The 24,127-nt window shown below is 52.3% G+C and carries 21 protein-coding genes; 19 read left to right on the top strand and 2 right to left on the bottom strand.

Going from position 1 to position 24,127, the window contains the following annotated elements; all coding sequences use genetic code 11:
- Positions 1 to 5: 5 nt before the first annotated feature.
- Positions 6 to 1,178 (top strand): mannonate dehydratase, encoded by a 1,173-nt coding sequence (uxuA, locus tag LMS44_RS04915; protein ID WP_035538601.1) that lies wholly within the window; start codon positions 6 to 8, stop codon positions 1,176 to 1,178.
- A gap of 155 nt (positions 1,179 to 1,333) precedes the next feature.
- Positions 1,334 to 1,948 carry a LysE/ArgO family amino acid transporter gene (locus tag LMS44_RS04920; RefSeq protein WP_022521792.1) on the top strand — a complete coding sequence of 205 codons (615 nt, stop codon included), beginning with the start codon at positions 1,334 to 1,336 and terminating at the stop codon, positions 1,946 to 1,948.
- 29 nt (positions 1,949 to 1,977) lie between these two features.
- On the opposite strand, the gene ltaE is transcribed toward LMS44_RS04920, so the two are convergent.
- On the bottom strand, positions 1,978 to 2,985 hold the full coding sequence (ltaE, locus tag LMS44_RS04925; protein WP_022521791.1) for a low-specificity L-threonine aldolase: 1,008 nt from the start codon (positions 2,983 to 2,985) through the stop codon (positions 1,978 to 1,980).
- A 114-nt stretch (positions 2,986 to 3,099) separates the two neighbouring features.
- On the opposite strand from ltaE, the gene LMS44_RS04930 reads away from it, so the two are divergent.
- A complete protein-coding gene (locus LMS44_RS04930; protein WP_422156334.1) occupies positions 3,100 to 4,320 on the top strand; it encodes an NAD(P)/FAD-dependent oxidoreductase in 1,221 nt (406 codons plus the stop codon).
- Positions 4,321 to 4,395: 75 nt separating this feature from the next.
- Positions 4,396 to 4,947: a spermidine N1-acetyltransferase gene (gene speG, locus LMS44_RS04935; RefSeq protein WP_422156336.1), complete on the top strand. Its 552-nt coding sequence runs from the start codon at positions 4,396 to 4,398 to the stop codon at positions 4,945 to 4,947.
- Positions 4,948 to 5,044: 97 nt separating this feature from the next.
- Here the strand turns inward: speG and LMS44_RS04940 are convergent, their stop codons facing one another.
- Positions 5,045 to 5,806, bottom strand: coding sequence for a M48 family metalloprotease (locus tag LMS44_RS04940; protein ID WP_022521788.1), 762 nt, complete (start codon positions 5,804 to 5,806; stop codon positions 5,045 to 5,047).
- 1,198 nt (positions 5,807 to 7,004) lie between these two features.
- On the opposite strand from LMS44_RS04940, the gene LMS44_RS04945 reads away from it, so the two are divergent.
- The 15 genes from LMS44_RS04945 to LMS44_RS05015 all read left to right on the top strand — a co-directional run bounded on the left by LMS44_RS04945 (position 7,005) and on the right by LMS44_RS05015 (position 24,109).
- The gene (locus LMS44_RS04945) at positions 7,005 to 7,766 is read left to right on the top strand and encodes a metallophosphoesterase (protein WP_422156339.1); all 762 of its coding nucleotides are present in this window, start codon (positions 7,005 to 7,007) and stop codon (positions 7,764 to 7,766) included.
- Between the two features lie 323 nt (positions 7,767 to 8,089).
- Positions 8,090 to 9,430, top strand: a complete 1,341-nt coding sequence (locus LMS44_RS04950) for an enolase C-terminal domain-like protein (RefSeq protein ID WP_278371094.1) — start codon at positions 8,090 to 8,092, stop codon at positions 9,428 to 9,430.
- 36 nt (positions 9,431 to 9,466) lie between these two features.
- Entirely contained in the window at positions 9,467 to 10,411 is a 945-nt protein-coding gene (locus tag LMS44_RS04955) for a Bug family tripartite tricarboxylate transporter substrate binding protein (protein ID WP_171051117.1), read from the top strand.
- 19 nt (positions 10,412 to 10,430) lie between these two features.
- A complete protein-coding gene (locus tag LMS44_RS04960; protein WP_138799769.1) occupies positions 10,431 to 10,946 on the top strand; it encodes a tripartite tricarboxylate transporter TctB family protein in 516 nt (171 codons plus the stop codon).
- Between the two features lie 15 nt (positions 10,947 to 10,961).
- A complete protein-coding gene (locus LMS44_RS04965; protein ID WP_138799770.1) occupies positions 10,962 to 12,470 on the top strand; it encodes a tripartite tricarboxylate transporter permease in 1,509 nt (502 codons plus the stop codon).
- An 80-nt stretch (positions 12,471 to 12,550) separates the two neighbouring features.
- Positions 12,551 to 13,561 (top strand): 3-dehydro-L-gulonate 2-dehydrogenase, encoded by a 1,011-nt coding sequence (gene yiaK / locus LMS44_RS04970; RefSeq protein WP_138799771.1) that lies wholly within the window; start codon positions 12,551 to 12,553, stop codon positions 13,559 to 13,561.
- Between the two features lie 191 nt (positions 13,562 to 13,752).
- Positions 13,753 to 14,664 (top strand): 5-dehydro-4-deoxyglucarate dehydratase, encoded by a 912-nt coding sequence (gene kdgD, locus LMS44_RS04975; RefSeq protein WP_138799772.1) that lies wholly within the window; start codon positions 13,753 to 13,755, stop codon positions 14,662 to 14,664.
- Between the two features lie 76 nt (positions 14,665 to 14,740).
- On the top strand, positions 14,741 to 15,796 hold the full coding sequence (locus LMS44_RS04980; RefSeq protein ID WP_138799773.1) for an ABC transporter substrate-binding protein: 1,056 nt from the start codon (positions 14,741 to 14,743) through the stop codon (positions 15,794 to 15,796).
- A 117-nt stretch (positions 15,797 to 15,913) separates the two neighbouring features.
- The gene (locus tag LMS44_RS04985; protein WP_138799774.1) at positions 15,914 to 16,357 is read left to right on the top strand and encodes a tripartite tricarboxylate transporter TctB family protein; all 444 of its coding nucleotides are present in this window, start codon (positions 15,914 to 15,916) and stop codon (positions 16,355 to 16,357) included.
- Positions 16,358 to 16,374: 17 nt separating this feature from the next.
- Positions 16,375 to 17,937, top strand: a complete 1,563-nt coding sequence (locus LMS44_RS04990) for a tripartite tricarboxylate transporter permease (RefSeq protein WP_051051997.1) — start codon at positions 16,375 to 16,377, stop codon at positions 17,935 to 17,937.
- Positions 17,918 to 19,486 carry a galactarate dehydratase gene (gene garD / locus LMS44_RS04995; RefSeq protein ID WP_138799775.1) on the top strand — a complete coding sequence of 523 codons (1,569 nt, stop codon included), beginning with the start codon at positions 17,918 to 17,920 and terminating at the stop codon, positions 19,484 to 19,486. The genes LMS44_RS04990 and garD overlap by 20 nt, the downstream gene beginning before the upstream one ends.
- Before the next feature lie 52 nt (positions 19,487 to 19,538).
- Positions 19,539 to 20,864: an enolase C-terminal domain-like protein gene (locus LMS44_RS05000; RefSeq protein WP_138799776.1), complete on the top strand. Its 1,326-nt coding sequence runs from the start codon at positions 19,539 to 19,541 to the stop codon at positions 20,862 to 20,864.
- 204 nt (positions 20,865 to 21,068) lie between these two features.
- Positions 21,069 to 22,052 (top strand): Bug family tripartite tricarboxylate transporter substrate binding protein, encoded by a 984-nt coding sequence (locus LMS44_RS05005; protein ID WP_138799777.1) that lies wholly within the window; start codon positions 21,069 to 21,071, stop codon positions 22,050 to 22,052.
- Between the two features lie 69 nt (positions 22,053 to 22,121).
- The gene (locus LMS44_RS05010; protein ID WP_138799778.1) at positions 22,122 to 22,592 is read left to right on the top strand and encodes a tripartite tricarboxylate transporter TctB family protein; all 471 of its coding nucleotides are present in this window, start codon (positions 22,122 to 22,124) and stop codon (positions 22,590 to 22,592) included.
- A complete protein-coding gene (locus LMS44_RS05015; RefSeq protein WP_138799779.1) occupies positions 22,592 to 24,109 on the top strand; it encodes a tripartite tricarboxylate transporter permease in 1,518 nt (505 codons plus the stop codon). The genes LMS44_RS05010 and LMS44_RS05015 overlap by 1 nt, the downstream gene beginning before the upstream one ends.
- Positions 24,110 to 24,127 lie beyond the last annotated feature (18 nt).

Below are 24,127 nucleotides of genomic sequence, written 5' to 3' on the forward strand. Positions count from 1 at the left end.
GGTTGATGAAACATACATGGCGCTGGTTTGGGCCGGACGATCCAATCAGCTTGTCGGATGTACGACAAGCTGGCTCGACTGGTGTTGTGACGGCTCTGCATCACTTACCGAACGGTTGTGTGTGGCCCTTGAATGAAATCATGGAGCGTAAAGCTATTATCGAAGCTGCTGGGCTTGAGTGGACAGTGGCAGAAAGCATTCCGATACATGAGGATATAAAGACTCACGCCCATGGTTGGGAAACACTGGCTGATGCCTGGGCAGAAAGTGCCATTAATCTTGCCGAGGCTGGCATAAAAACCATCTGTTACAACTTTATGCCGGTTCTTGATTGGACCAGGACGTCCTTGCGCCATGAGTTACCTGATGGGGCCTTATGCTTAAGGTATGACGCGCTTAGCGTCGTCGTTTTTGATTTGCTTATACTGCAGCGCCCCGGCGCAGCGTCAGATTATGACGAGAAAACGCAGGAATCAGCCCGGGCTCGCCTATCTGAAATGAACGCAGATCAGGTTGAGGAATTAACGAATACTATTATTGCTGGCCTACCAGGTGCTGAAGAAAGCTACAGTCTCGATAGCTTCAGCGAGCGGCTCGCTGCCTACAAAGACATTACCGCCGAGGTTTTGAGAGAAAACCTCGCTTCGTTTCTCTCAAGAGTCATTCCAAAGATAGCGCATACAGGCGTTCGATTAGCGATTCATCCAGACGATCCACCGTATTCTCTGTTCGGGCTGCCGAGAGTGGTCTCAACCGCCCAGGACTTAAGAGATATTGCGAATATGGTCGATTCGCCGGTAAATGGTTTCACGCTCTGCTCTGGATCACTGGGCGTACGAGCTGATAACGATGTGCCTGCAATATTGCAAGAACAGGCGGATAGAGTGCACTTTTTGCACTTACGAAATACTACCTTGGAAGCAGATGGGGCCAGTTTCCACGAAGATGCCCATTTAGAGGGTGATACCGATATGGTTCGCCTGGTCGATATCATTCTGGACATTGAAGCAAAAAGGGGCGAACAACTTCCCTTCCGTCCAGACCATGGTCATGCGATGTTGAGTGATTTGCGCAGCGACTTTAAACCTGGCTACCCGGCAATCGGGCGTTTGCGCGGCATGGCGGAAATTCGTGGTGTTGAGCGTGCGCTTCAGTTCAAACGTTCCAACAAACCATAGCCTTGGAATCATAATAGATAGGCTGTGTGTAAGAGGGTGAGTATAAGAAAAACTAATACCCCATTAGCAGGATGATTTTTAGCAATCAGCATTCCCGGTTACTTTATTGCCAGATTAATTAACGCGACGCTAATTCCGGCAATGGGGGCAGGGCAATGTGGGAAAGTTATATCACCGGGCTAGTGGTGTGCGGCGGGATTATCATGGCGATTGGGGCGCAAAACGCCTATATCCTAGGGCTGGCTATTCGTCGTGAGTACCACTGGTGGTCGGCAGGGTTGTGCATCAGCGCGGATATTATCCTGCTCACGGCGGGCATGTTTGGGGTGAGTGCTTTTCTGCTGACGATGCCCAACGCATTGGAGGCAATGCGCTGGGTGGGCGTAGTGTTTTTAAGCTGGCTGGCGGCTCAGGCGCTGTTTAGAGCCTTTAGCGGGCGGCAAGGGTTAAGTGCCGAAGCGGGCAAAGCGCGCAGCTTAACCAAAGTGATTTTCGCCACCCTTGCCGTCACCGTGCTTAACCCTCAGGTGTATCTGGATACGCTGCTGCTGATACCCGCCATTGGCGCCCAGCAGGAGAGCGCCGGTGTTTTTGTGGCGGGAGCCTCGACTGCCTCCATCCTCTGGTTCAGCCTGCTGGCCTGGGGCGGCGCTGCGCTTTCGCCTTGGCTTTCAAAACCCATCGCATGGCGCATTATCGATGGCCTGATTGGCTTGATGATGGCAGGCATCGCCGTGCATCTTGCTTTAGGGGCGTCATCTCTTAGCTAAGCTATTTACTGGTTAATGACGACTCGTTTTTAATGGCGACTAAAATAGGCCTCCATCACCGCGATGACTTTGTCGATATCTGCGTCATCAAGATCACGATGGGTAACGAAACGCGTGGCGTAAAGCAGCTCAATCAAAATGCCGTGTTCTTTTAGCCAAGCGGAGAGTGGCTTTACATGCTCGTCGGGAAAATGCGCGAATACCATATTGGTTGCCTGAGCGCTGATCTCGACTCCTGGCAGCTTTGCTAAGCCCGCTGCAAGGCGCTCTGCACGGCGGTGATCGTCGGCTAAGTCTGCCACGTGGTGATCTAACGCATACTGGCAGGCGGCGGCGATAATACCTGATTGGCGCATGCCACCACCCACCACTTTACGCCAGCGCCGAGCGTGGTCGATCAATGCTTGTGAGCCCACCAGCGCCGACCCTATTGGCGTACCCAGGCCTTTTGAGAAGCACAGCGACACGCTATCGAACGGTAGGCAGAGCTGCTTGAGCGAGGTGTCGGTTGCGACAGCGGCATTGAATAAGCGCGCCCCGTCTAAATGCGTTGCCAGGCCACGCTCGCGAGCAAGCTCTGTGGCTTTTAATACGTAGTCTACGGGCAGCACTTTGCCGCCAATGGTGTTTTCTAATGCCAGCAGCTTAGTACGCGCAAAGTGAAAATCGTCGGCTTTAATCGCGGCACTGATTTTTTCCAGTGGCAGCGTGCCATCGGCGTCGTTCTCGATGGGTTGTGGCTGGATACTGCCTAACACCGCTGCGCCACCGCCTTCATAACGATAAGTGTGGGCTGACTGCCCAACAATGTACTCATCGCCGCGCTCGCAGTGGGCCATTAGCGCCACCAGGTTGCTTTGAGTCCCGCTAGGAAACAGCAGCGCCGCTTCTTTACCTGCCTGCTCGGCCAGGTTGGCTTGAAACGCGTTGACCGTTGGGTCATCGCCCCACACATCATCGCCAACCGGGGCGGCCATCATGGCGTCTTTCATGGCAGAGGTCGGACGGGTCACCGTATCACTGCGTAAATCAATCATGCGCATCTCCTTTATTGTGTGGAGCAATCACTCGGAAGCGTTTTCTCAAGCAAGTTCTGGGGAACCATCTATGGTTAACAGCATACTGCAAGTCTCTCAAGCAAAGGCAAACAGATGGATCTGAAAAGTGGTTATCCCTTTTGGGCAGTCAAAAATGGCCTGTTGAAAACCTTTCCTCAATTGACTCGCGATCACCAATGCGAGGCTGTTGTGATTGGTGGCGGTATTACGGGGGCGTTGATTGCTGATGAGCTAAGCCGCAGTGGCCACCATGTGGTGGTGCTTGAACGCCGGGATGTTGGGTGGGGCAGTTCAGCCGCCAGTACGGCTTTGCTGCAGTACGAAATTGACACCCATATGACAGAGCTAGCCGAGCGCTATGGCGAAGCCGATGCAGTGCGTGCTTACCGCGCCTGTGCAGAGGCCATTGGCGAGCTTGAGTCCCTGGCGGCAGGGCTGGGCGATGTGGACTTTGAGCGTCAGCAAAGCCTTTACTATGCCAGTAGCGAAGAGGATGTCGCATCACTTCGGGAGGAATTGGTGCTGCGCCAAAAACACGGTTTTGAAGCCGAGTGGCTTGAGCGCAAGGCTATTTTGGCGGAGTACGGCTTTGAGGCACCCGGCGCTATTCTTACTCAGCTAGCCGCCACTATTGATCCTTATCGCATGGCATATCAGCTGTTTTCCAGAGTGGTCGCGCGTGGGGGAGAAGTATATGACCGCACACAGATGGAGACGATGACGCCGGATGATCAAGGCGTCACGCTCACTCTGGCCAATGGCGCCAAGCTGCGTTGCCAGTACGTAGTGATGGCCGCAGGGTATGAGTCTCAAGCCTGGCTGCCAGAAAAGGTGGCCGTCAATCGCAGTAGCTATGCGCTGATTACCGACCCACTACCGCCAGAGGCATTGGGCAAACTGCGCCACACCATGATGTGGGAATCATCGCGCCCCTACCTGTATATGCGCACTACCTGCGATGGACGACTTCTCGTAGGGGGAGACGACGACGATGAAGATATTCCCAAGCGCCGCGATGCGAGGGTAGAAGAAAAGGCCGAAGGGCTAACAGCTAAAATAGCAACGCTATGGCCTAAGCTCGATATCAACCCAACATTCTCTTGGGGTGGCACCTTTGCTGAAACCGACGACGGTCTACCTTTTTTCGGCCCACATGACGCCCTAGGCCCACGCGTTCATTTTGCCATGGCCTACGGCGGCAACGGCATTAGCTATAGCATGATAGGCGCCAAACTGCTGCGAGCGCTTATAGAGGGTAGAGAACACCCTTTGGCGGAGCTGTTTTCATTTAGACGCCTGGCCAAAATGGCCTAACCTAAAGGCAAGAACCGAGTGGCGGGCAAGTTTAAAACGAGTATTCTTAACGGATATTCATAAGGAAAGCGGGCAATGGGCCATACACTTTATTTGCGTGCACTGGAGCGCAACGACCTGCGCTTTGTTCATGAGCTAAATAATAACCAGAGTATTATGTCGTACTGGTTTGAAGAGCCTTACGAGTCATTTGATGAGCTGGAGGAGCTGTATAACAAGCATATCCATGACAACGCCGAACGGCGCTTTGTCGCTGAAGATAGCCATGGAAATGCCATCGGTCTGGTAGAACTGATCGAGATCGACTACATCCATCGCAGCGGCGAGTTTCAAATCATTATTACCCCGGAGCATCAGGGCAAAGGGTTTGCGCGCACGTTAATTCGCCAAGCGCTGCATTACTCGTTCACCATTCTAAACCTGCACAAGGTATATCTCATTGTGGCGGTGGATAATGTCAAAGCGATTCATCTTTACGAGGAGAGTGGCTTTACAGAAGAGGGCCACTTGGTGCAGGAGTTCTTTATCAATGGCAAATACCGCGATGTAAAGCGGATGTATATCTTGCAGGGCACTTACCTGACGCAACTGTCCGAACAGCAAGAAGAGGGTGGCGAGTGGGCTTAGTGGGGGTAAGAAAAATCGGTAAACCTAAGCAACCGATACTCCTGCCATTCATTATCAAGACTAACTTGGCAGGAGTACCAGTACCAGTGTCTGAGCTTTACTGGAACGAAGCTTCTAGGCGCTCTGCACGATCACCCGCTGCTGGGTGGCTTGAGAAGACGCTGCTGTTGTTGCCGTATTTGGCTTCCATTTTGCGTAGAGCTGCAACTGAAGCCTCTGCATTCATGTCGTGGCGCTGCATTAGCTCAATGGCATAGTCATCAGCTGCACTCTCTTGGCTTTGAGAGAACTGAGCATTGATCAGTTTTTCGCCCAGGTCACCAAGCTCAGAGCTTGATAGTGCGGCGGCGGTAGTGCTGCCGCTGGCCGCAGCTGCTTCACGTGCAGCGGAAGCAGCATAGGCAACCTGGAAAGCACGCTTGGAGTGTCCTAACGAGACGTGGCCGATCTCGTGGGCGATAACGTAACGCACTTCATCGTCGGTCATCTCATCCATCAGCCCGCTATGCAGTCGAATGGATCCGTTGGGTACCGCAAAAGCATTCATTTCTTCTATTCGATAAACGTTATAGTCAAGCGTATGGCCGTCGACTGTTTCCCAGCCTTGGGTTAACTCGGCCAAGCGTTTTGCATACTGGCTATCGTCTGCAACAAGGTGGTTCTGGGAGTCAAGCTGGGCGATGGTTTGATCGCCTAGTTGTTGCATTTGCTGATCTGACATCGTGGCAGCGCCGGCTAAGCTGGAGCCCGCAGACATTAAGCCTCCGAGATCAGCGCCTGATTGACAGCCGCTAAGGGCGAGTGTCGCCACTAAACCTAAAGCATAAGATGTTTTGCGAACCAAAAAAGGTGTTTGCATCGTCCGTTCCTTCGTCAATGTGCGTGCATAACAAGAAGAGTCTGCACGTTGAGTATTGCGCCTTTATCAGCCGAATTAATATTAGACTATTTCTTTATATAACTCCATACCCAGCCGTGAAGTAAATGATTTGGGGGGACTATGTATACTGAAGCGTCGAGGTGGTTATCATTAATCCACTAGGTATTGCAATACTATTTGTTTTTTAAAGAGGTGACAAATATAATTAAGCCTAATGGTAGCAAGCATTAAAGCGGTTCATCTGGTAAGGGGTGCGGGTAAGCAGAAGAGCGTTATCTTATACAGGCGTCTTGTGTCAAGAGACTATGTTGCAGGGTAATGCATGGCTGCGTAAAGCATAGTTATAGCCTGGAGGTCGTATATTTAGACCTGATAGTGATGCTTGTCCATTTAACTAGGTAAAAAACGCCTCGCTGAAACGAGGCGTTGAGCGGCGTTGAACCAATATGACGTTTGGGGACTTAGCGCAGGTAAGCTTTAATAGCGTCAAGTGCCGCACGTTGTTGGCGGGCACGCTGTGCCCATACTTCCATAACATCTACTTCCAACGCTTGTGTTGGGGTGACTAAGTGTTGCATGGCGTTCACTCCTCTTTCAGGGGACAGGGAATGCGATGAGACCTTGTTGTAAAACTTATGTTGTAAAGCCTTCAAGTTGTAGAAAGCTTATGTTGTACACAGCCTGTGTTGTGCATAGCAGCAATTTAGCTGTGGTCGGATACTAAGAGCTTTTTTTGCGAAGGGCTAGTCCTAACGATGTAGGTGTTTTGCCATTTTTCGTAAGCCATGGCTTACAAATGCTGAAATGACGATATTAGGTCTTTGAATGGAAAAGGTTTTCATAGTCATAAAAAAGCCGGAAAATATTCCGGCTTCGGTGATTAGCTTTTGGTCTAAAGGGCGCAAAAGCACCTGAATTAGCCTAAATAGGCTTTCAGCGCTTCAACTGCGGCACGATGCCATTGAGCATTCAAGCTCCAGAACTCTAGAACTTCATTATCGCGTGCAGGGGGGGTTATTAAAAAAGTCATTGTGCGGTCCTCCTATTGGGACTACATCGTTATTATAGCCTATTTTTGCTGCAATGCAGCATGCCTTGACGTGACACCGATGCCCTGCGACAACGTGTCCTAGGCCGGGTAAGATCGTTTAAATAGGTATTTGTTACGAGGAGCCCTATGCGTCTGCGTATTTTGTCTGACCTGCACCTGGAGTTTTTTGACGGGAACCGCGAGCTGCCTGAGGTGGAGGCAGATGTAGTGGTTCTGGCGGGGGATATTCACCGTAAGTGCGAAGGCCTTGCCTGGGCGCGCCACCAGTTTCCAGACACGCCGATTATCTATGTACCAGGCAACCATGAGTTCTACGGTACCTGCATGCCGCTGCTGCGTGATGAGCTGGCGCTCGAAGCCGAGCGGCTCGACATTGAGCTTCTGGATAATCGTGCTGTCACCTTCAATGGCGTACGCTTTTACGGTACAACGCTATGGACTGACTTTGCGTTGTACGCCGGTGACCCAACGCAAAACCCCGCCGATACTGAGTCTAAGGCGTTGCGCTACATGCCCGACTTTAAAATCGTTCAAACCTCGCCAGGGGAGACATTCACACCTCAGGCAAGCCAGCAGGTGCATGCTGAAGCGCTTGCTTGGCTCGAAAAAGAGCTGTCCCAGCCGTTTGATGGCCCTAAGGTGGTGGTTAGCCATCATGCCCCGCTACACGACTGTATCCCAGGCCAATATCTGGGCGACGCGTTATCCCCCGCGTTTGCCTCCAATTTGCCTCATTTAATGGGCAATATGGATGTATGGGTGCACGGACATGTTCACGAACCCGTGGATATTCTGCGTAACGGCACGCGTATCATTGCCAACCCTGGTGGATACCCTGATGAGTTTACTCCAGCGATATTTAAGCCAGGCTGGGTGGTTGAAGTATAAAAATAAATAAAATCAGTTATTTAAAGTCTTTTTTAGATTGTTAATCACTTGCTGGCAGTCATGCCAGCCAGTGCTACTTTGGTTTAATTTTCACTACTGCTGCTTGCGTCTGAAAGTCATGCTACTTATCTTCTTATTTGTATGATGTATGACATATTGATCCGGATAATTAGATCGCCTATGCCAAGCAGCGAAGAGTGGGTTTGAGTTTAAAAGTCTTTGATTGACCAACAAGGGCTGCGTTTGTCCGCCTTCGTTATTTTAATGCGGCAATGAGCGGGATGCTGATCTGCGCGCTAACACCGCCTAATGGAGAATTGTTTATGTCGAGTCACGACACTCCCACGATAACCGATATGCAGGTCATTCCCGTGGCAGGGCGCGATAGCATGTTACTCAATATCGGTGGAGCGCACTCGCCGTATTTTACCCGCAACCTGGTTATTCTCAAAGATAGCCACGGTAATGTAGGGGTAGGGGAAGCCCCCGGTGGCGAGACGATTCAAACGTCTCTTGAGCAGTCACGAGAGATGGTGGTCGGTCAGTCGATCGGGAAAATGCGCTCCATGATTGCGTCGTTACACAATATCGGACGGAGTGCCGATTTTGAAGATTTCGGCAAAGGCTCCTGGACATTCGAACTGCGCATCAATGCAGTTGCCGCGCTTGAAGCGGCGTTACTTGATTTGATGGGGAAATTTCTGGGAGTGCCGGTGGCAGAGCTCCTAGGCAACGGCAAGCAGCGTGACAGCGTTGACGTGCTGGGATACTTATTCTTTATCGGTGATGGGCACGCTACGCCGTTGGATTTCCGCCGTGGCACCGGGGGCTTGGATCACGACTGGTACTGTTTGCGCGACGAGGCGGCCATGACCCCTCAGCACATTGTTGAGCTAGCTCAGGCGGCGCACGATCGATACGGCTTTAAAGACTTTAAGTTAAAGGGCGGGGCTCTGGCTGGCGAGCAAGAAATAGCGGCCGTCACGGCGCTGCACAATGCGTTTCCGGATGCGCGCACGACCATTGACCCTAACGGTGCTTGGTCGCTAGAAGAGGCGGTCCGGCTGTGCAAGGATCTCCACGGTGTGATTGCCTACGCAGAGGATCCATGCGGGGCGGAACAAGGCTTCTCCGGTCGCGAGATTTTAGCTGAGTTTCGCCATGCCACCGGATTGCCTGTCGCCACCAACATGGTAGCCACCAACTGGCGGGAAATGGCCCACGCGCTGATGCTGCGCTCAGTCGATATTCCATTAGCCGACCCGCACTTCTGGACACTTTCCGGTGCTGTACGTGTCTCCCAGCTCTGCCAGGATCATGGTATGACCTGGGGCTCGCACTCCAACAACCATTTCGATATTTCGCTTGCCATGTTCGCCCAGGTGGGGGCCGCCGCCGTGGGGCGCACAACCGCGCTTGATACCCACTGGATATGGCAGGAGGGCGATGCTCGCCTGACTCGCAATCCGCCGGAGGTTGTGGGTGGCAAAGTGGCCGTAACCGATGCGCCGGGGCTTGGGGTCGACATCGATATGAAGGCCATAGAGGAGGCTAATAAGCTCTATCGTTCACTGCCTGCTGGTGCTCGGGATGATGCGATGGCAATGCAATATTTGATAGATGATTGGAAGTTTGATCCGAAAAAGCCAGCGTTAGTGCGCTGAGTGAATACTCTAAACATGACAAAGAAGGACATTACAATGAAAAAGTTAGCGCTAAGCTTATCTGTGGCAACAGCAATGATGGCCAGTGCTGGTGCATTTGCTGAATATCCTGAGCAAAACATCGATATGATCGTGCCCTTCTCAGCCGGTGGCGGCAACGACACCTTCGTCCGCGCACTACAGCCGCTTCTGGAAGAAAAACTCGATACCAACTTGGTCATTCGCAATATCTCGGGCGGCGGCGGAGCCGTGGGGCTGACGCGTGCTCAGGCATCAGATTCAGATGGCTATACCTTAGCTGCCGCCAGCAATGCACTGCTGACCTTGGAGGCGTTGGGTAATGTTGACTTTACCTACGAAGATTTTGATTTTGTCGCCAAGATTCTTGAAGAGCCCTACGTCATCGCTGTTGGTGAAGACAGTGAATACGCCGACTTGGACGCTATGGTCGAGGCTGCGAAGGAAGGCACCTCGGTGCAAGTGGGGGTTTCGGGGGTAGGGTCATCAGCTCACATCGCGGCGGTGGCCTTTGCTGATACCGCTGAAGTCGATTTTAACTTCATTCCCTATCCCGGCGGTTCTGAGACTATCTCCGCTGCTATGGGCGGGCACGTGGATGCCGTGGTGCTAGGTGGGGCGGAACTTCGATCGGCGCTAGAGTCAGGTCGTCTGAAAGCCTTGGGTATGTCCTACGCAGAGCGTAGCGAGTCGCTGCCTGATGTGCCTACTTTCCAAGAGGAAGGCTACAACCTGTCTCTGACAGTATGGCGCGGCATCGCGGGCCCTGATGGCCTACCGGAAGAGGCTAAGGAAGCGTGGGTCAACGCCATTAAAGAAATTGTAGACGAAGGATCCTTCGAAGAGACTGCCTCGAATCTGGGCTTGGATATGGTACCGCTGTATGGAGATGAGCTAGAGGCGTTTATCGCTGAATCTGCTGAAGTGATGAAAGACAGTGCTGGCGACTTAGCTGCTAAATAAAATAAGGAGTTAGTGACTGATGGCAAAGGATATAGGTAAACCGATCTTTGATCTGTTTCTTGTGGTGGCATCGGCAATTGGGTTTTATATGGCCACTACGCTGCCAGCAGTCAGCATGGCGGGGGGGCTTTCCCCCGCTTCTTTTCCAAAGTTGATTTCTGGCTTGATTTTTGTGTGTGCCGTGCCCTGCTTAATACGTGATTCTTACGAATGGCTTGTTGCAAAGCGAGTGCGGGAAGACACAACAGCCCTTAGTGCCACTGCTCCGAAGAAAGGCATTTTGCAATGGCTGACCATCGTGGCTTTGATTATTGTTTATATCAACTCTTTCGAGCGGCTGGGGTATATCGCAAGCACAGCGATATTTTGCTTTTTAAATGTCGTTTGCCTTGTCATAACTAGCGGTGAATTTCAAAAATTAAGCAATAGTCGAAAACTTCGAAACCTAGCAGCGTATACAGTTTTTGCGTTCGCTTTATCATTGGTTATCTATTATGTATTTACCGAACTATTCAATATCCCACTGCCGGATTGAAGAAGGAGAAGTGAGATGCTAACGGGTTATATTGATGGTTTGGGGCTGGTCTTCCAGTTGGGTACATTATTGGCGATTGCCGGTGGGACTTTCCTAGGCATTATCATGGGGGTATTGCCAGGCTTAACATCGGCCATGGCGATAGCCCTATTATTGCCGGTAACCTTTGGAATGCCGCCTGTGATGGGTATTGGTATGCTGCTGGGTACCCTGTGTGGTGCTGGTGCCAGTGGCTCGATACCCGCCATATTGTTGAATATTCCAGGAACGCCATCCTCGGTCGCGACTACGTTCGATGGCTTTCCAATGGCTCAAAAGGGGGAAGCGGGGAGAGCCCTGGGGCTGGCAATTGTTGCCTCTTTCTTTGGCGGTGTAGCTAGTATGGTGGTGTTAAGTCTTCTCGCACCACCTATCGCTGAGTTTGCATTGCGATTTGGTGCTGCGGAGTATTTTTCGCTGAGCATTTTCGGGCTAGTCATTATTGCTTCTGTTGCGGGCAAGTCCCTCCTGAAAGGTTTGATTGCAGGCCTGATAGGTTTCTTTTGCTCTACCATCGGTACAGATCCTATTGCGGGGGTCGACCGTTTTACGTTTGGACAGCTGTCTTTATTGACCGGGATTAACCTTTTACCGGCGCTGATTGGATTATTCGCTGTATCACAAGTGCTGAAAGATGCCTTCGAATATGACCCCTCCAATAAACTTCAGAATAGCCCCCATAAGGTCGATATTGCACGCCCGCGGTTTATTGAAACGCTGCGCAATTGGCGCGCTCTTCTCGTCGGTATCGTGTCTGGTTCTGTCGTGGGCCCAGTGCCTGGCGCTGGGGGCAGTATCGCCTCACTGGTAGCCTACGACCAAGCACGTCGTTTTTCTAAAACACCTGAAAAGTTTGGCACAGGACATAGTGCTGGCATTGTCTCAGTTGAAAGTGCGAACAATGCTTTGTTAGGTGGGGCGTTAATTCCTACGCTTGCGCTGGGTATCCCTGGCGAGGCCGCGACTGCTGTTCTATTGGGTGGTTTAATGATTCAAGGCGTTACACCGGGGCCGATGCTATTTGAAAGCCAGAGCGGCATCATTTACGGGATATTTTTAGCGTACTTAGTCGCTAACTTCTTCATGCTTATCATCATGTGTTTAGGTATCAAGCTGTTTGTTCGTGTACTGCTAGTGCCAAGAAAACAGTTGATATCGGCTATCATTGTTTTCTGTTTTATCGGTGTTTACGGAGTTGATGGGGATGTGTTTAACCTCTACATAATGCTGGCTTTTGGATTGCTCGGCTATTTTCTCAACCGATATGGCTTTGGAACCGCTCCGGTAATACTGGGTTTAATTCTGGGGCCTATAGCGGAATCTAATCTGAGACGGGGGCTGCAGACCTTCGGTGGTGATTGGACACCGTTTTTCACCCGGCCCATCAGCGTTACCTTTTTAGTCATCGCCTTTGGGTTGCTGGCGCTGACACTGTGGCAGAACTACCGTACTCGTCAACAAGACGCGGCGTCTGACGCTGCTTGAAGTCCATGGCCGCCATTCGAGGCGGCTGGGGTGTTGAAGCCCACTCGCGGAGTGGGCTTTTTTAATGGTGGGGGTAAGTGATGGCTAATATCGATTTTGAGACGTTGCGCAGTACGATTGAGAAATCACTATTGAAGGCGGGGCTAAAGCCCGCTGATGCTGAGACCTGCGCGCAAATCCATGCTGAAAGTACCCGCGACGGCGTACATTCGCATGGTATCGGGCGGGTTCCACGCTTCATTGAGTACGTCGGGAAAGGCTGGGTCGATATCGACGCTAGGCCAAGCCTTGTCCAACGATTGGGCGCGATTGAGGTGCTTGATGGAGGTTTTGGAATAGGTGTGGTCAATGCACTTCATGCCACAGAGCGTGCCATGGCGTTGGCGCGTGAGCATGGTATGGGGCTGGTGGCGTTACGCGATACAACCCACTGGATGCGGGGCGGAAGCTATGGTTGGCATGCGGTTGAGCAAGGGTTCGCTACGATTATGTGGACCAATACCGAATCGTGCATGCCTGCCTGGGGTGGTGCTTCCCAATCGATTGGCAATAACCCGTTGGTGATGGCCGTACCGCATAGTACCGGGCCTCTGGTGCTTGATATGGCGATGTCTCAGTTCTCCTATGGGAAGCTACAGACGACTCAGCTGAAGGGCGAGCATTTGCCCGTTGACGGCGGTTTTGATGAGCGTGGAGTGTTGAGCCGTGATCCTGCGGCGATCGCTGCGACGCGTCGCTTGTTGCCGACCGGGTACTGGAAAGGCTCTGGGTTGTCGATCCTACTGGATGCGTTAGCAGCACTGCTCGCTCAAGGGCGTCCTAGCCATGCCATTGATAAGGTTCAGCGCGGCAGTGGTGGTGGTTGCAGTCAGGTGTTTATGGTGTTTGACCCGGTACAACTCGGCGGTCGCGAAGCTTGCGATAGCATTGTCGAAGGCATTCAGTCTCATCTGGCCGCCACCACGCCTGCCGAGCCGGGGCGCCCAGTGCGCTGGCCGGGCGAGTCCACCGCTAATCAGCGATATGGAGAGAGGCCGATTGTTGTCGATGACATGCTATGGCGCTCTGTTTGCGAGCTGGCGGGTGATTAGCTAAAGGTGTTTTAATCCTCAACAGGTTTACAGAGTATGGCTGCTACTTTGGTTTAAATTTCGATAGTTCTGCTTGCACCCTGCTAGCAGGATACTTATCTTCTAAGTTGTATGATGTATGACATAAGGTTGTTGGCTAGCAAATGATGTCTGCTCATTCAGTGGTCAACACATTTTAAAGAGGGCGCAAAGTGACGTTTTCAAGACAAGAAGTAACAAAAGCCATCGGCGATGGTCTGCTATCGTTCCCGATTACCGATTTCGATAGTCAAGGTCGTTTCGATGAAGCGAGCTACCGCAAGCGGCTTGAGTGGTTCATCAGCCACGAGATCTCGGCGGTCTTCGTCGCGGGTGGCACGGGGGAGTTTTTTAACCTGTCACTTGATGAGTATCGCGAGATTGTTCGCGTCGCCGTCGAAGTAATCGACGGTCGCTTGCCCGTCATTGCCAGCGCGGGCTTAAGCGTTGAAACCGGCAAGGCCTTTGCAAAAGCGGCCGAAGAAGTGGGCGCTGACGGCATTCTACTGATGCCGCCATACCTTACCGAGTGCCCGCAGGATGGCTTGGTGGAGTATGCCCGCCAGATTAGTGATGCCACGTCAGTCAACGTGATTTATTACAACCGCGGTAATGGCATCCTGAATGCTCATTCTGTTCAGCAGCTCGCCGACCACTGCCCTAACTTGGTGGGGCTAAAAGATGGCAAAGGCGATATTCAGGCGCTCAACAAAATCGTCAAAACCGTGGGTGACCGTTTGGTGTATATCGGCGGCGTTCCCACGGCTGAAATTTTTGCCGAGGCCTATGTCTCCATTGGCGTAAATACCTACTCATCGGCTGTTTTCAACTTCGTGCCGGAGATGGCAGTGAAGTTCTACAAGGAGTTGCGAAAAGGTAATAAAGACGTTGTGAAACAGATCACTAACGACTTTTTTATTCCTTTCGTAGACCTCCGGGATCGAAAAGCGGGCTATGCCGTTAGCCTGATCAAAGCAGGCGCAGACATTGCTGGCCGTCCCGCCGGCAGTGTTCGTGCGCCGCTGACAATGCCAACCCAGGCGGAGTGTCAGGAGCTTAAAAAGTTGATAGATCGCGTTAAATAGTAATAAAGCGCCAACTCACTAAGCCATTAAACCACTGAGCTATAACAATTTAATAACGAGCGAAAGAGGTGAAAGTATGCGCATTTCCAATAGATTAATGACAAGTGTCGGTTCCGCAGCGCTGATGGCAGCATTGAGCGTCAGCGCTGGGGTAGCCATGGCGCAGGATGGCCCGCTGCGCGGCAATATCCGTGTGGTTATCGGTTCAACGTCCACCGGCGGGGATACGTATCAAAACTCTACTATTGTGGTGGATCAGCTAGCTGAAAGGCTGGATCTCAACATGAAGGTGGATGCCGTTGGTGCAAGCTCTGCTTTTCGCACACTCGATCGGGACTCTCGTGGCAATACGCTGATGATCTTCCACGATCAGTCCTATCTTGGCCATCTGTATGGGGTTGAGGGCTACGACGATATTTTTGAGAAATATACCGTCGGGCCGACGCTTGCAATCAACCCAGGCAATGCCTACCTGGTGCCTAAAGATTCACCTTACCAAACTCTCGACGACATCATTGCTGCCGTAGGCAATGGCGACACTGTGCGTGTCGCAATCCAGCCAGGTGGCGTCTCTGAAATTGGTTTCAGTGCCCTGAAAAATGCCATCGCTATTGAGCATCCTGGGCAGGAAGACAACCTGGTCGCTGTCAATACCGGTTCTCAATCCGACAAAAACCAGCAACTTTTTGACGGCCAAGCCGATGTGATTAATGGCACCGTGCAGGCTAACGAGCAGTACACGCGGTTACCTGAAGATGACCAGAAAGCGATGCGTTTTGTCTGGTTGACGGCCCGTCAAGATACCATTGAACAGGCTCCGGAAGAGGGGCTTGGCCAAACGTCTCGTGAGCAACTGCTGGAGTATGTAGAGCCAAACGTGCACGTCACAATGGGCGATGACGAGAGTTTTACATTCGATAAGGAGTTCTTCTTCCTCTACAACAAAGACATGGATCCAGCGATTGTTGAGCAAATCGATGAAGCGCTAACGGATATCTATGCGGAAGGTGAAATACAGGAGACTCAGAAGAACGCCTTCTTTATCCCCAACTTCAAGCCTTCTGATGAAGCCTCTGAGTATCTTGCCGAGAAAATGGCTCGCTACGAAGAAATCATCAGCAACATCAAGTAAAGGTATGGCGCCCGCTGCGTGAGCGGCGGCTGCCTCACCTATGCGTGAGTCGCTATAGAACCGCTATAGAAAGAACAATAGTAAGCAGGGTATCTGCTGCTAATGCCCGGAGCTGTTATGGAATCAGGTCTTTCAAGTCTGCTTAGTGTCTCCATCGATTTCGAGACCTCCCACCTGTTTTTCCCGAGGATTATTCACTGGATCATGGCGGGACTCTTTGTCTTGATTTTAATGACAAAGGTAGCTCCCTTCATGGCATCAGTGAAACGAGGAGAGCGCACACTGCCCATTGTGGGTGAGGCTAGGGATAATTTCCGTTTCTTGGGCACGCTCGTCTTGATCGCGGCGTATTTTTATTTAATGGCAGTGGTAGGTGACCTATTCCCCTATACCGGCTATGGCTTTCTGATGGTTTCGATAACTTTCGTATTCCTTATGTCACTGCTCTATTTGCATGACTGGACGAAAAAGGGCCTTACCATTGTGGTAGTCAATGCCATCGTCGCACCTAGTCTGGCCTGGTTCGTTCTCGCCAAGCTGTTCACTATCACCTTACCGTGACCGGAGCGAGTGCCACCATGGAATTCCTCTCACTTCTCGATATAACCTTCTTTTTACTCGCCGGGTTCGGTGCTCTGGTCGGCATCATCTTCGGCGCGATCCCCGGCATGACCGCCACCATGGCAGTCGCTGTTTGCTTACCGCTCACCTATGCCCTTGGGCTACACCACGGTCTGGCGCTGCTACTGGGGCTGTACGTGGGGGGTATCTCGGGCGGTATGGTGCCCGCCGTTCTGCTCAATATTCCCGGCACTCCCTCTTCCATTACCACCACCTTTGATGGCTACCCGATGGCTCAAAAGGGTGAGGGTGAGAAAGCGCTGAAGATCTGTGTCATCGCTTCAGTCGTCGGCGGGCTTATTAGCGCCGCTATACTGTTCTTGTTTGCGCCTCTGCTGGCCGATTTCTCGATCAAGTTCTCTTATGTAGAGAAGTTTTTGATCATTTTATTAGCGCTGAGTGTCATTGCTTCGCTGTCCAGCAGCATGCTGATTGGCATCTTTAGTGGCGTTATCGGCATCTGGTTGAGCCTGATTGGCGACTACAGCATATCTGATGGCGGAAATGGCAAGACCCGGCTGATGTTCGATTTTATGGAACCCTACTTATTTGAAGGGTTTTCCCTGCTGCCGGTGCTGATCGGTGTCTTTGGTATTTCCACGATTCTGCTTGAGGCGGAAAAGGGGGCAAAGAGCGGGCTAGTCAACGAACGCATAAAGATCAGCAAAGGAGGCGGCTTTTCGCTTTCAATCTTTAATGGACGCCTGACCAATCTGGTGCGTTCGTCGTTTATTGGCACCTTTGTTGGCATGTTGCCAGGGGTCGGTGGCAGCGCTGCCTCCGTGCTGGCGTATACCCAAGAGAAAAACTTAACCCGTGATTCATCGCAAATGGGTAAAGGGGCGCCTCAGGGGCTTATTGCCTCGGAGTCCGCCAATAATGCGTTGACCGGTGGGGCTTTGATTCCACTGCTATCGCTAGGTATTCCTGGCGACTCGACGACGGCGGTACTGATTGGTGCGTTCACCCTGCAGGGCATCCAGGTAGGGCCGCTATTTATTCCTGAGAATACCGAGACCTGGTACGTCATGATGACGGCTTTGGTGTTCGCCAATATCGTGATGTTCTTCTTAATGTTCTATGCCATTAAGTACATCGCCAAAGTGGTGATGGTGCCAAAGCATATTCTCTTCCCCATCATTGTGATGATGTGTGTAGTGGGGGCCTATGCCATCAACTACGGCATTATGTTTGACGTCTGGACGCTGCTTATTTTCGGCATTTTAGGCTACCTGGTGCAGAAAATTGGTTTGGAAGTGGCCCCGCTAATTATTGGCTTTATCTTGGGCAGCCAAGCCGAGGTCTACTTCGTCAAGAGCCTGGAGTCGTTCGGCACTTTCTCGATCTTTTTCACCAAGAGTCCCATCGCCATGGTGCTGTGGGGGTTGATTGTCGCCTCGGTAATGTTCGCCATCGTCATGGGCTTCAAATCCCGCGCCAGGCAAAAAATGGAGCTGACCCAGGTAACTGGCAGTACACGCACAGCCTCAGGAAAGGGTCATGAAACAGACAACGACTAATACGCGCGTGATTCGCATACACCCCAACGATAATGTCGCCATCGTGGTTGAACCGGGCGGTCTTGCTGAGGGTGCCGTCATTGAGGGAGGAGTTACCACCACAATGGCTGTCCCGCAGGGGCATAAGGTGGCCCTTGTCGATCTGGCGGAGGGTGAGCGCATCATTCGCTACGGTGAAGTGATCGGTACGGCAGCTACGCCTATTCCCCAAGGCGGCCACGTCAGTGAGACCAACTTGCACATGCCGACACCACCGCCGCTTGCGGATCTACCGCTGGCGACTCGGCCGGCACCGAAAACCGAGCCGCTTGAAGGTTATACCTTCGAGGGCTTTCGTAACCCTGACGGTAGCGTCGGCACCAAAAATGTACTGGGTATCACCACCAGCGTGCAGTGTGTCGCGGGTACCGTCGACTTCGTCGTGCAGCGGATCAAACGCGAGCTGCTGCCGCGATTTCCTAACGTGGATGATGTGGTGGGGCTTAATCACTCTTATGGCTGTGGGGTCGCCATTAATGCGCCTGCGGCTATTGTGCCCATTCGAACGCTTAAAAATATCGCCCTGAATCCCAACTTCGGCAACGAAATAATGATCATCGGTTTGGGGTGCGAGAAGCTGCAACCCTCGACACTGCTTTCCGATCGACCGGTGAAAATTTATGAAAACACCGAGGCGGCCGACCCGGAAGCCAACGTGTTGAGCCTTCAGGATGACTCTTTTCAGGGCTTCGGCGAGATGGTTGAGGGTATTTTGGCCATGGCCGAACGACAACTTGAGCGACTCAATCGACGCCAGCGTGAAACCTGCCCGGCGTCCGAGCTCGTCGTCGGCATGCAGTGTGGCGGCAGCGATGCCTTTTCGGGGGTGACAGCTAACCCCGCAGTGGGCTTTGCGACCGATTTGATCGTGCGAGCGGGTGGCAGTGTGATGTTCTCAGAGGTTACCGAGGTGCGCGACGCCATACATCTGTTAACCCCGCGGGCTATTGACGAAGACGTGGGTAGGGCACTGATTGAGCAGATGGCGTGGTACGACAACTACTTGGCTCAAGGCCAAGCAGACCGTAGCGCCAACACCTCACCGGGCAACAAGAAGGGGGGGCTTTCCAATATCGTTGAGAAGGCGCTGGGCTCGGTGATCAAGTCGGGCAACTCGCCGATTGTCGATGTCATCGGCCCTGGTGAAAGGCTACGCCGTAAGGGGCTGACCTTCGCCGCGACCCCGGCCAGCGATTTCATCTGTGGCACGCTTCAGTTAGCTGCGGGCATGAATCTGCAGGTATTCACCACCGGGCGGGGTACACCCTATGGCCTGGCCATGGTGCCGGTGCTGAAAGTTTCCACCAACTCAGCGCTGGGAAAACGATGGCACGACATTATCGATCTCGATGCCGGTCGCATTGCCACCGGCGATGCCAGTATCGAAGAGGTGGGCTGGGAGCTTTTTCATCTCATTCTTGAGGTGGCCAGTGGGCGCCAACAGGCCGCTGCCGACCGGCTGGGAATTCATAACGATTTGGTGTTGTTTAATCCTGCGCCAGTGACTTGATCACCTGAATAAAGTTTCAACTTGGGTCAATAATAAGAGAGGTGTACGACATATGTTTCCAAAAATTAAATCAATGAAAGTGGTACCTGTCGCAGGTTACGACGGTTTCTTATTAAATCTCAGTGGCGGTCATGCCCCCTGGTTTATCCGCTGTGTGGTCATCCTTGAGGATAATGCAGGTAATCAAGGCGTGGGTGAGATCCCTTCCAGTGGCGGCATTCTTAAGGGGCTGGAGCAGTGCCGTGAGCTGGTGGAAGGCTCGCAAATCAATAACATCAAGCACACCCTCAATCAGGTTCGCCTGCGATTGGCTCAGAACGGACGCGAAGAGCGGGGGCGTCAGACGTTTGATTTGCGCGTAGCGGTACACGTGATCACCGGAATTGAGTCGGCGCTGTTAGACCTCTATGGGCAGGCACTACAGCTACCCGTCGCCGACCTGCTGGGGCAGTACGGCCGTCAGCGTGATGAAGTCGAGGCATTGGGCTACCTGTTTTTACTGGGTGACCCGGGCAAGACAGACCTGCCATACCCTAACGCGTATAACCCACAGGATAGCTGGGATGAAATACGCTACCAAGAAGCGCTAACACCCGAGGCCGTGGCTAAGTTGGCCAAAGCCGCTTATGAGCGCTATGGGTTTAAAGACTTCAAGCTAAAGGGCGGTGTATTACGTGGGGAAGAGGAGGCTGATTGCATACGGGCGCTCCATGAAGCATTTCCCGATGCTCGATTGACGCTTGATCCCAACGGTGCCTGGAAACTGGATGAAGCGGTGCGCGTGTTGGAGCCTATCAAGCATCTGCTCAGCTATGCTGAAGACCCCTGTGGCCAGGAAGAGAGCTATTCAGGGCGCGAGACTATGGCCGAGTTTAAGAAGCGAACCGGCCTACCCACCGCTACCAATATGATTGCGACCGATTTTAAACAGCTGCAGTACGCCGTTCAGCTCAATTCGGTGGATATACCTTTGGCAGACTGTCATTTCTGGACCATGCAAGGTGCGGTAAAAGTGGGTGAGCTTTGCAACGAGTGGGGCATGACCTGGGGCTCTCACAGTAATAACCACTTCGATATTTCGCTCGCCATGATGACCCACGTCGCAGCGGCTTGCCCGGGTGAGATTACCGCGATTGATACCCATTGGATTTGGCAAGACGGGCAGCGAATCACTAAAGACCCATTGCTCATTCGCAATGGCAAACTCAAGGTGCCCACCACCCCAGGGCTGGGGGTTGAGCTTGATGAAGAGAAGCTTATGGAGGCGCATAGTCTTTATAAATCGTTGGATACCACACAGCGAAATGATGCTATGGCGATGCAGTTTTTGATTCCTGGGTGGGAGTTTGATCCTAAGCGTCCCGCACTCGTTCGTTAAAGTACTTTCTCGATGATGATGGATTTAGCCAGACGTATTACCGATAGAGAGATGTGGTCAGTTAGGTAAGCGCTCGACTTTGGTCTAGTTTTTACATCTCTCTATTGTAGCGCTAACAAGAACACACTAAGTTTCAGGTTGTATGATGTATGACTTGATCATAAGAAATAGTTTGCTGATAGGTTTTAAACCAAGGAGTACACAATGTACAAAAACAACAAAGCCCTGCTAACACTGTCCGCTGCCGTCGCTTTATCCTCACTAACTGGCGTGGCGTTTGCTGACTACCCCGAGCGCGATATTCGCGTGATTGTGCCTTGGGGGGCCGGAGGGGGTACCGATGGAATCGTTCGAAAACTGACCACCATCGCTGAAGAAAATCTTGATGTTTCCATGTATGCAGAAAACATCGAGGGTGGCGTGAGTGCCACTGGTATTGGCCAGCTTATGAGCGCCCGGCCCGACGGCTATACCATTGGCGCGTTAACCTACGACAGCCTGGTGACCGTGCCTTGGCAAGCCATGCTGCCCAGTTACGATATTGATAAGTTGAAGCTGATTGCACGAGTAACAAGCGAGCCCGACGCTATCGTTGTTGACGCCGATTCCGACTATCAAACGATTCATGACCTTATTGAAGCGGCTAAGGCAAATCCTGGTGAGATTCGCGTAGCCATTCAGAATCTTGGCGGGCGTATCCATCTAGCGATTCTACAGCTTCAAGAGCTGACCGGTACGGAGTTCCGAATCGTCTCTTATCCTGGCGGAGCTGCTCCTCAGAAAGAGGCCATTCTGTCCGATGAGGTCGATGTTGCACTTACCAGCCTGGGCGATTTTTCCAATCTCCTGGAAGATGGCACCGTACGCGGTCTCGTTGAGTTCTCCGATACGCAAAACCCGACGTATCCCGATGTGCCTACCACCGCAGACGAGGGGATCGACCTCCAGATTGGCAGCTTTATTGTCTTCGCCGCACCAGCAGACACCCCGGAAGAAGCCATTAACGTACTGGAAAGCGCTTACAAAACGGCTTACGACAGTGATGAGTTTCAAGAGTGGGTTGCCAACGTTGGTGTTACGCCGAACTGGCTGGGTACCGATGAGGTGACTGTCTGGGCTGATGAAACGGCCGAGTCACTGTTCAGCGAAATGGATGCGCTGGTAGAAGCAGGCGTGATGTCCAAGTAACTCGCTACTCAAAGAGCGTGGCGCCGGTTACCGGTGCCACGGCTAACTCAAGCAGAGGATTTTGAGTCAATGAACAACGTCGAACGCTTTAGAAGGTCGGCACTACTGTTTCCAGTCTTCTTGCTGATATTGACTACGATCTACCTGGCGGAAGCCTTGAGCATACGCTCTCAGTTTGGTGGTGACACCATCGTGGGGCCACGCTTTATGCCTATCCTTATGGCATTCATCATGTATGCAGCGCTGGTTGTGGTCATTGTAGGGGAGTGGCGCAAAGAAGCAGAGGCGGCTGCTGGTGGCTCTTTGCTAAGGCCATTGCTGATTGTGGTAGCGACAGGCATTTACATCGGCGTGTTTCGTCCCTTGGGATACGTGCCAGCTACGCTGGGTTTCCTGGTAGCACTCTTCCTTATTTTTGACTTTGAAAAACAGCGCCCTGCCTTGTTTGTATTTTATGTGATCGCCGTCACAGCGCTCTTTTATGGGTTGTTCGCCGGTATTTTCGGGGTGCGGTTACCTCCCCTGTTAGGAGGGTTCTGATGGAGACCTTTGTCAGTTTTCTGGGCGGTTTCGAAGCATTGCTGAGTTGGGAAGTGCTTGGCTTCATGATTGCCGGTTTCTTGATTGGTACCTTTTTCGGTGCGATGCCAGGCCTCACATCAGTGCTAGCCATTGCGCTGTTGTTACCTATTACCTATACGATCGACGTAGTACCCGCGCTGGTCATGTGTGCCTCGATCTTTATGGCGGGGATGTACTCCGGCAGTATCACGGCCACGACCATCAATATTCCCGGTGCGCCGTCCTCGATGATGACCGCTGTGGAAGGCAACGCCTTGATGTTAAAAGGGCAGGGCGCCAATGCGCTGGGGCACGCGGCGCTGGGCTCGATGATCGGTGGGTCAATCGGCGCGTTACTGCTCATGGCGTTCATGCCCATTGCCGGTGAGCTGGCGCTGCTGATCCGCACCCCAGGGAAGTTCTCACTGGTGCTTTTTGCGTTGGTGGTGATCATCATTGTCGATAAGGGCGCTATCGCCAAGGGAATTGTCGCCACCACGCTGGGTATCATGCTGGCCACCGTAGGCATCGATGTACTTCAGCCGATTCCTCGCTTTGAGTTCGGCACCGAACTGCTGGTCGAAGGTATCGGCTTAATGCCGGTGGTCATCGGTGCGTTTGCGGTCAGTGAGCTGCTGGTACAGGCGCAGAACTGGAACCTCTCTCTGGAAGGCTCCCTGAATAGGGCGAAGGGCTTAAAAATACGTCGGCGCGATTTTATCCCCCCCTGGTCTGAAATCCGCGAAGTGGGCTTCTTTACCTATATTAAGAGCGCCTTCATTGGCTATGCGATTGGCATCCTTCCCGGCGCGGGTGGCTCGATGGCCGCTTTTGTGGCTTATGCTGATGCCAAACGCGGTTCGAAGAAGCCTGAGGAGTATGGCAACGGCAGTCGAGAAGGTATTGCCGCGGCTGAATCGGCGAATAACTCCATGTGCGGCGGTGCTTTTGTGCCGATGCTGATGTTCGGGATTCCGGGCGACCCTACCACGGCTATTGTACTAGGCGTTTTGGTTATCAATGGCTTACAGCCAGGGCCACGTCTCATTGAGCAGCAGGCTGATCTAATAGCGCCCATGTTTGCCTCTTTGTTTGTGAGCGCCTTGATCCTCATCCCGCTGACGCTGTTCCTGTTCGGGCCGTACTTTATTCGCATCGTCTCAATCTCCCGTGGTTTGCTCTACAGCGCCATCGCCGTGGTAGCGCTCGTCGGAAGTTATGTGGCGACCTACTCAGTTTTTCAGATGTTTTTAGCCCTAGTGTTTGGTGTGTTGGCTTTCTTCCTGCGCAAACATAACTATTCGGTTGTGGCCATGTTGCTAGGCTTCATCTTGGGGCCGGATCTGGAGCAGTATTTGCGACGCTCCTTATCGTTCAATGACGGTAACCCGATAGTCTTTCTGACGAGTTTAGACAGCCTTGCTTTCCTGGCATTAACCGTCGTTTTCGCCTATCTGATTCTGCGCAAGAAGTCGAAGCTTGATGCCATTCCGTGATCTTAATAAACATTTGTA

Source organism: Halomonas profundus (genome assembly GCF_020865425.1).
Lineage (GTDB): Bacteria > Pseudomonadota > Gammaproteobacteria > Pseudomonadales > Halomonadaceae > Vreelandella > Vreelandella titanicae.

What these genes read in the sequence shown, in the direction of transcription:
- uxuA (WP_035538601.1), top strand. Translation starts at nt 6, where the DNA reads ATGAAACATACATGGCGCTGGTTTGGGCCGGACGATCCAATCAGCTTG.
- LMS44_RS04920 (WP_022521792.1), top strand. Translation starts at nt 1,334, where the DNA reads ATGTGGGAAAGTTATATCACCGGGCTAGTGGTGTGCGGCGGGATTATC.
- ltaE (WP_022521791.1), bottom strand. Translation starts at nt 2,985, where the DNA reads ATGATTGATTTACGCAGTGATACGGTGACCCGTCCGACCTCTGCCATG.
- LMS44_RS04930 (WP_422156334.1), top strand. Translation starts at nt 3,100, where the DNA reads ATGGATCTGAAAAGTGGTTATCCCTTTTGGGCAGTCAAAAATGGCCTG.
- speG (WP_422156336.1), top strand. Translation starts at nt 4,396, where the DNA reads ATGGGCCATACACTTTATTTGCGTGCACTGGAGCGCAACGACCTGCGC.
- LMS44_RS04940 (WP_022521788.1), bottom strand. Translation starts at nt 5,806, where the DNA reads ATGCAAACACCTTTTTTGGTTCGCAAAACATCTTATGCTTTAGGTTTA.
- LMS44_RS04945 (WP_422156339.1), top strand. Translation starts at nt 7,005, where the DNA reads ATGCGTCTGCGTATTTTGTCTGACCTGCACCTGGAGTTTTTTGACGGG.
- LMS44_RS04950 (WP_278371094.1), top strand. Translation starts at nt 8,090, where the DNA reads ATGTCGAGTCACGACACTCCCACGATAACCGATATGCAGGTCATTCCC.
- LMS44_RS04955 (WP_171051117.1), top strand. Translation starts at nt 9,467, where the DNA reads ATGAAAAAGTTAGCGCTAAGCTTATCTGTGGCAACAGCAATGATGGCC.
- LMS44_RS04960 (WP_138799769.1), top strand. Translation starts at nt 10,431, where the DNA reads ATGGCAAAGGATATAGGTAAACCGATCTTTGATCTGTTTCTTGTGGTG.
- LMS44_RS04965 (WP_138799770.1), top strand. Translation starts at nt 10,962, where the DNA reads ATGCTAACGGGTTATATTGATGGTTTGGGGCTGGTCTTCCAGTTGGGT.
- yiaK (WP_138799771.1), top strand. Translation starts at nt 12,551, where the DNA reads ATGGCTAATATCGATTTTGAGACGTTGCGCAGTACGATTGAGAAATCA.
- LMS44_RS04980 (WP_138799773.1), top strand. Translation starts at nt 14,741, where the DNA reads ATGCGCATTTCCAATAGATTAATGACAAGTGTCGGTTCCGCAGCGCTG.
- LMS44_RS04985 (WP_138799774.1), top strand. Translation starts at nt 15,914, where the DNA reads ATGGAATCAGGTCTTTCAAGTCTGCTTAGTGTCTCCATCGATTTCGAG.
- LMS44_RS04990 (WP_051051997.1), top strand. Translation starts at nt 16,375, where the DNA reads ATGGAATTCCTCTCACTTCTCGATATAACCTTCTTTTTACTCGCCGGG.
- garD (WP_138799775.1), top strand. Translation starts at nt 17,918, where the DNA reads ATGAAACAGACAACGACTAATACGCGCGTGATTCGCATACACCCCAAC.
- LMS44_RS05000 (WP_138799776.1), top strand. Translation starts at nt 19,539, where the DNA reads ATGTTTCCAAAAATTAAATCAATGAAAGTGGTACCTGTCGCAGGTTAC.
- LMS44_RS05005 (WP_138799777.1), top strand. Translation starts at nt 21,069, where the DNA reads ATGTACAAAAACAACAAAGCCCTGCTAACACTGTCCGCTGCCGTCGCT.
- LMS44_RS05010 (WP_138799778.1), top strand. Translation starts at nt 22,122, where the DNA reads ATGAACAACGTCGAACGCTTTAGAAGGTCGGCACTACTGTTTCCAGTC.
- LMS44_RS05015 (WP_138799779.1), top strand. Translation starts at nt 22,592, where the DNA reads ATGGAGACCTTTGTCAGTTTTCTGGGCGGTTTCGAAGCATTGCTGAGT.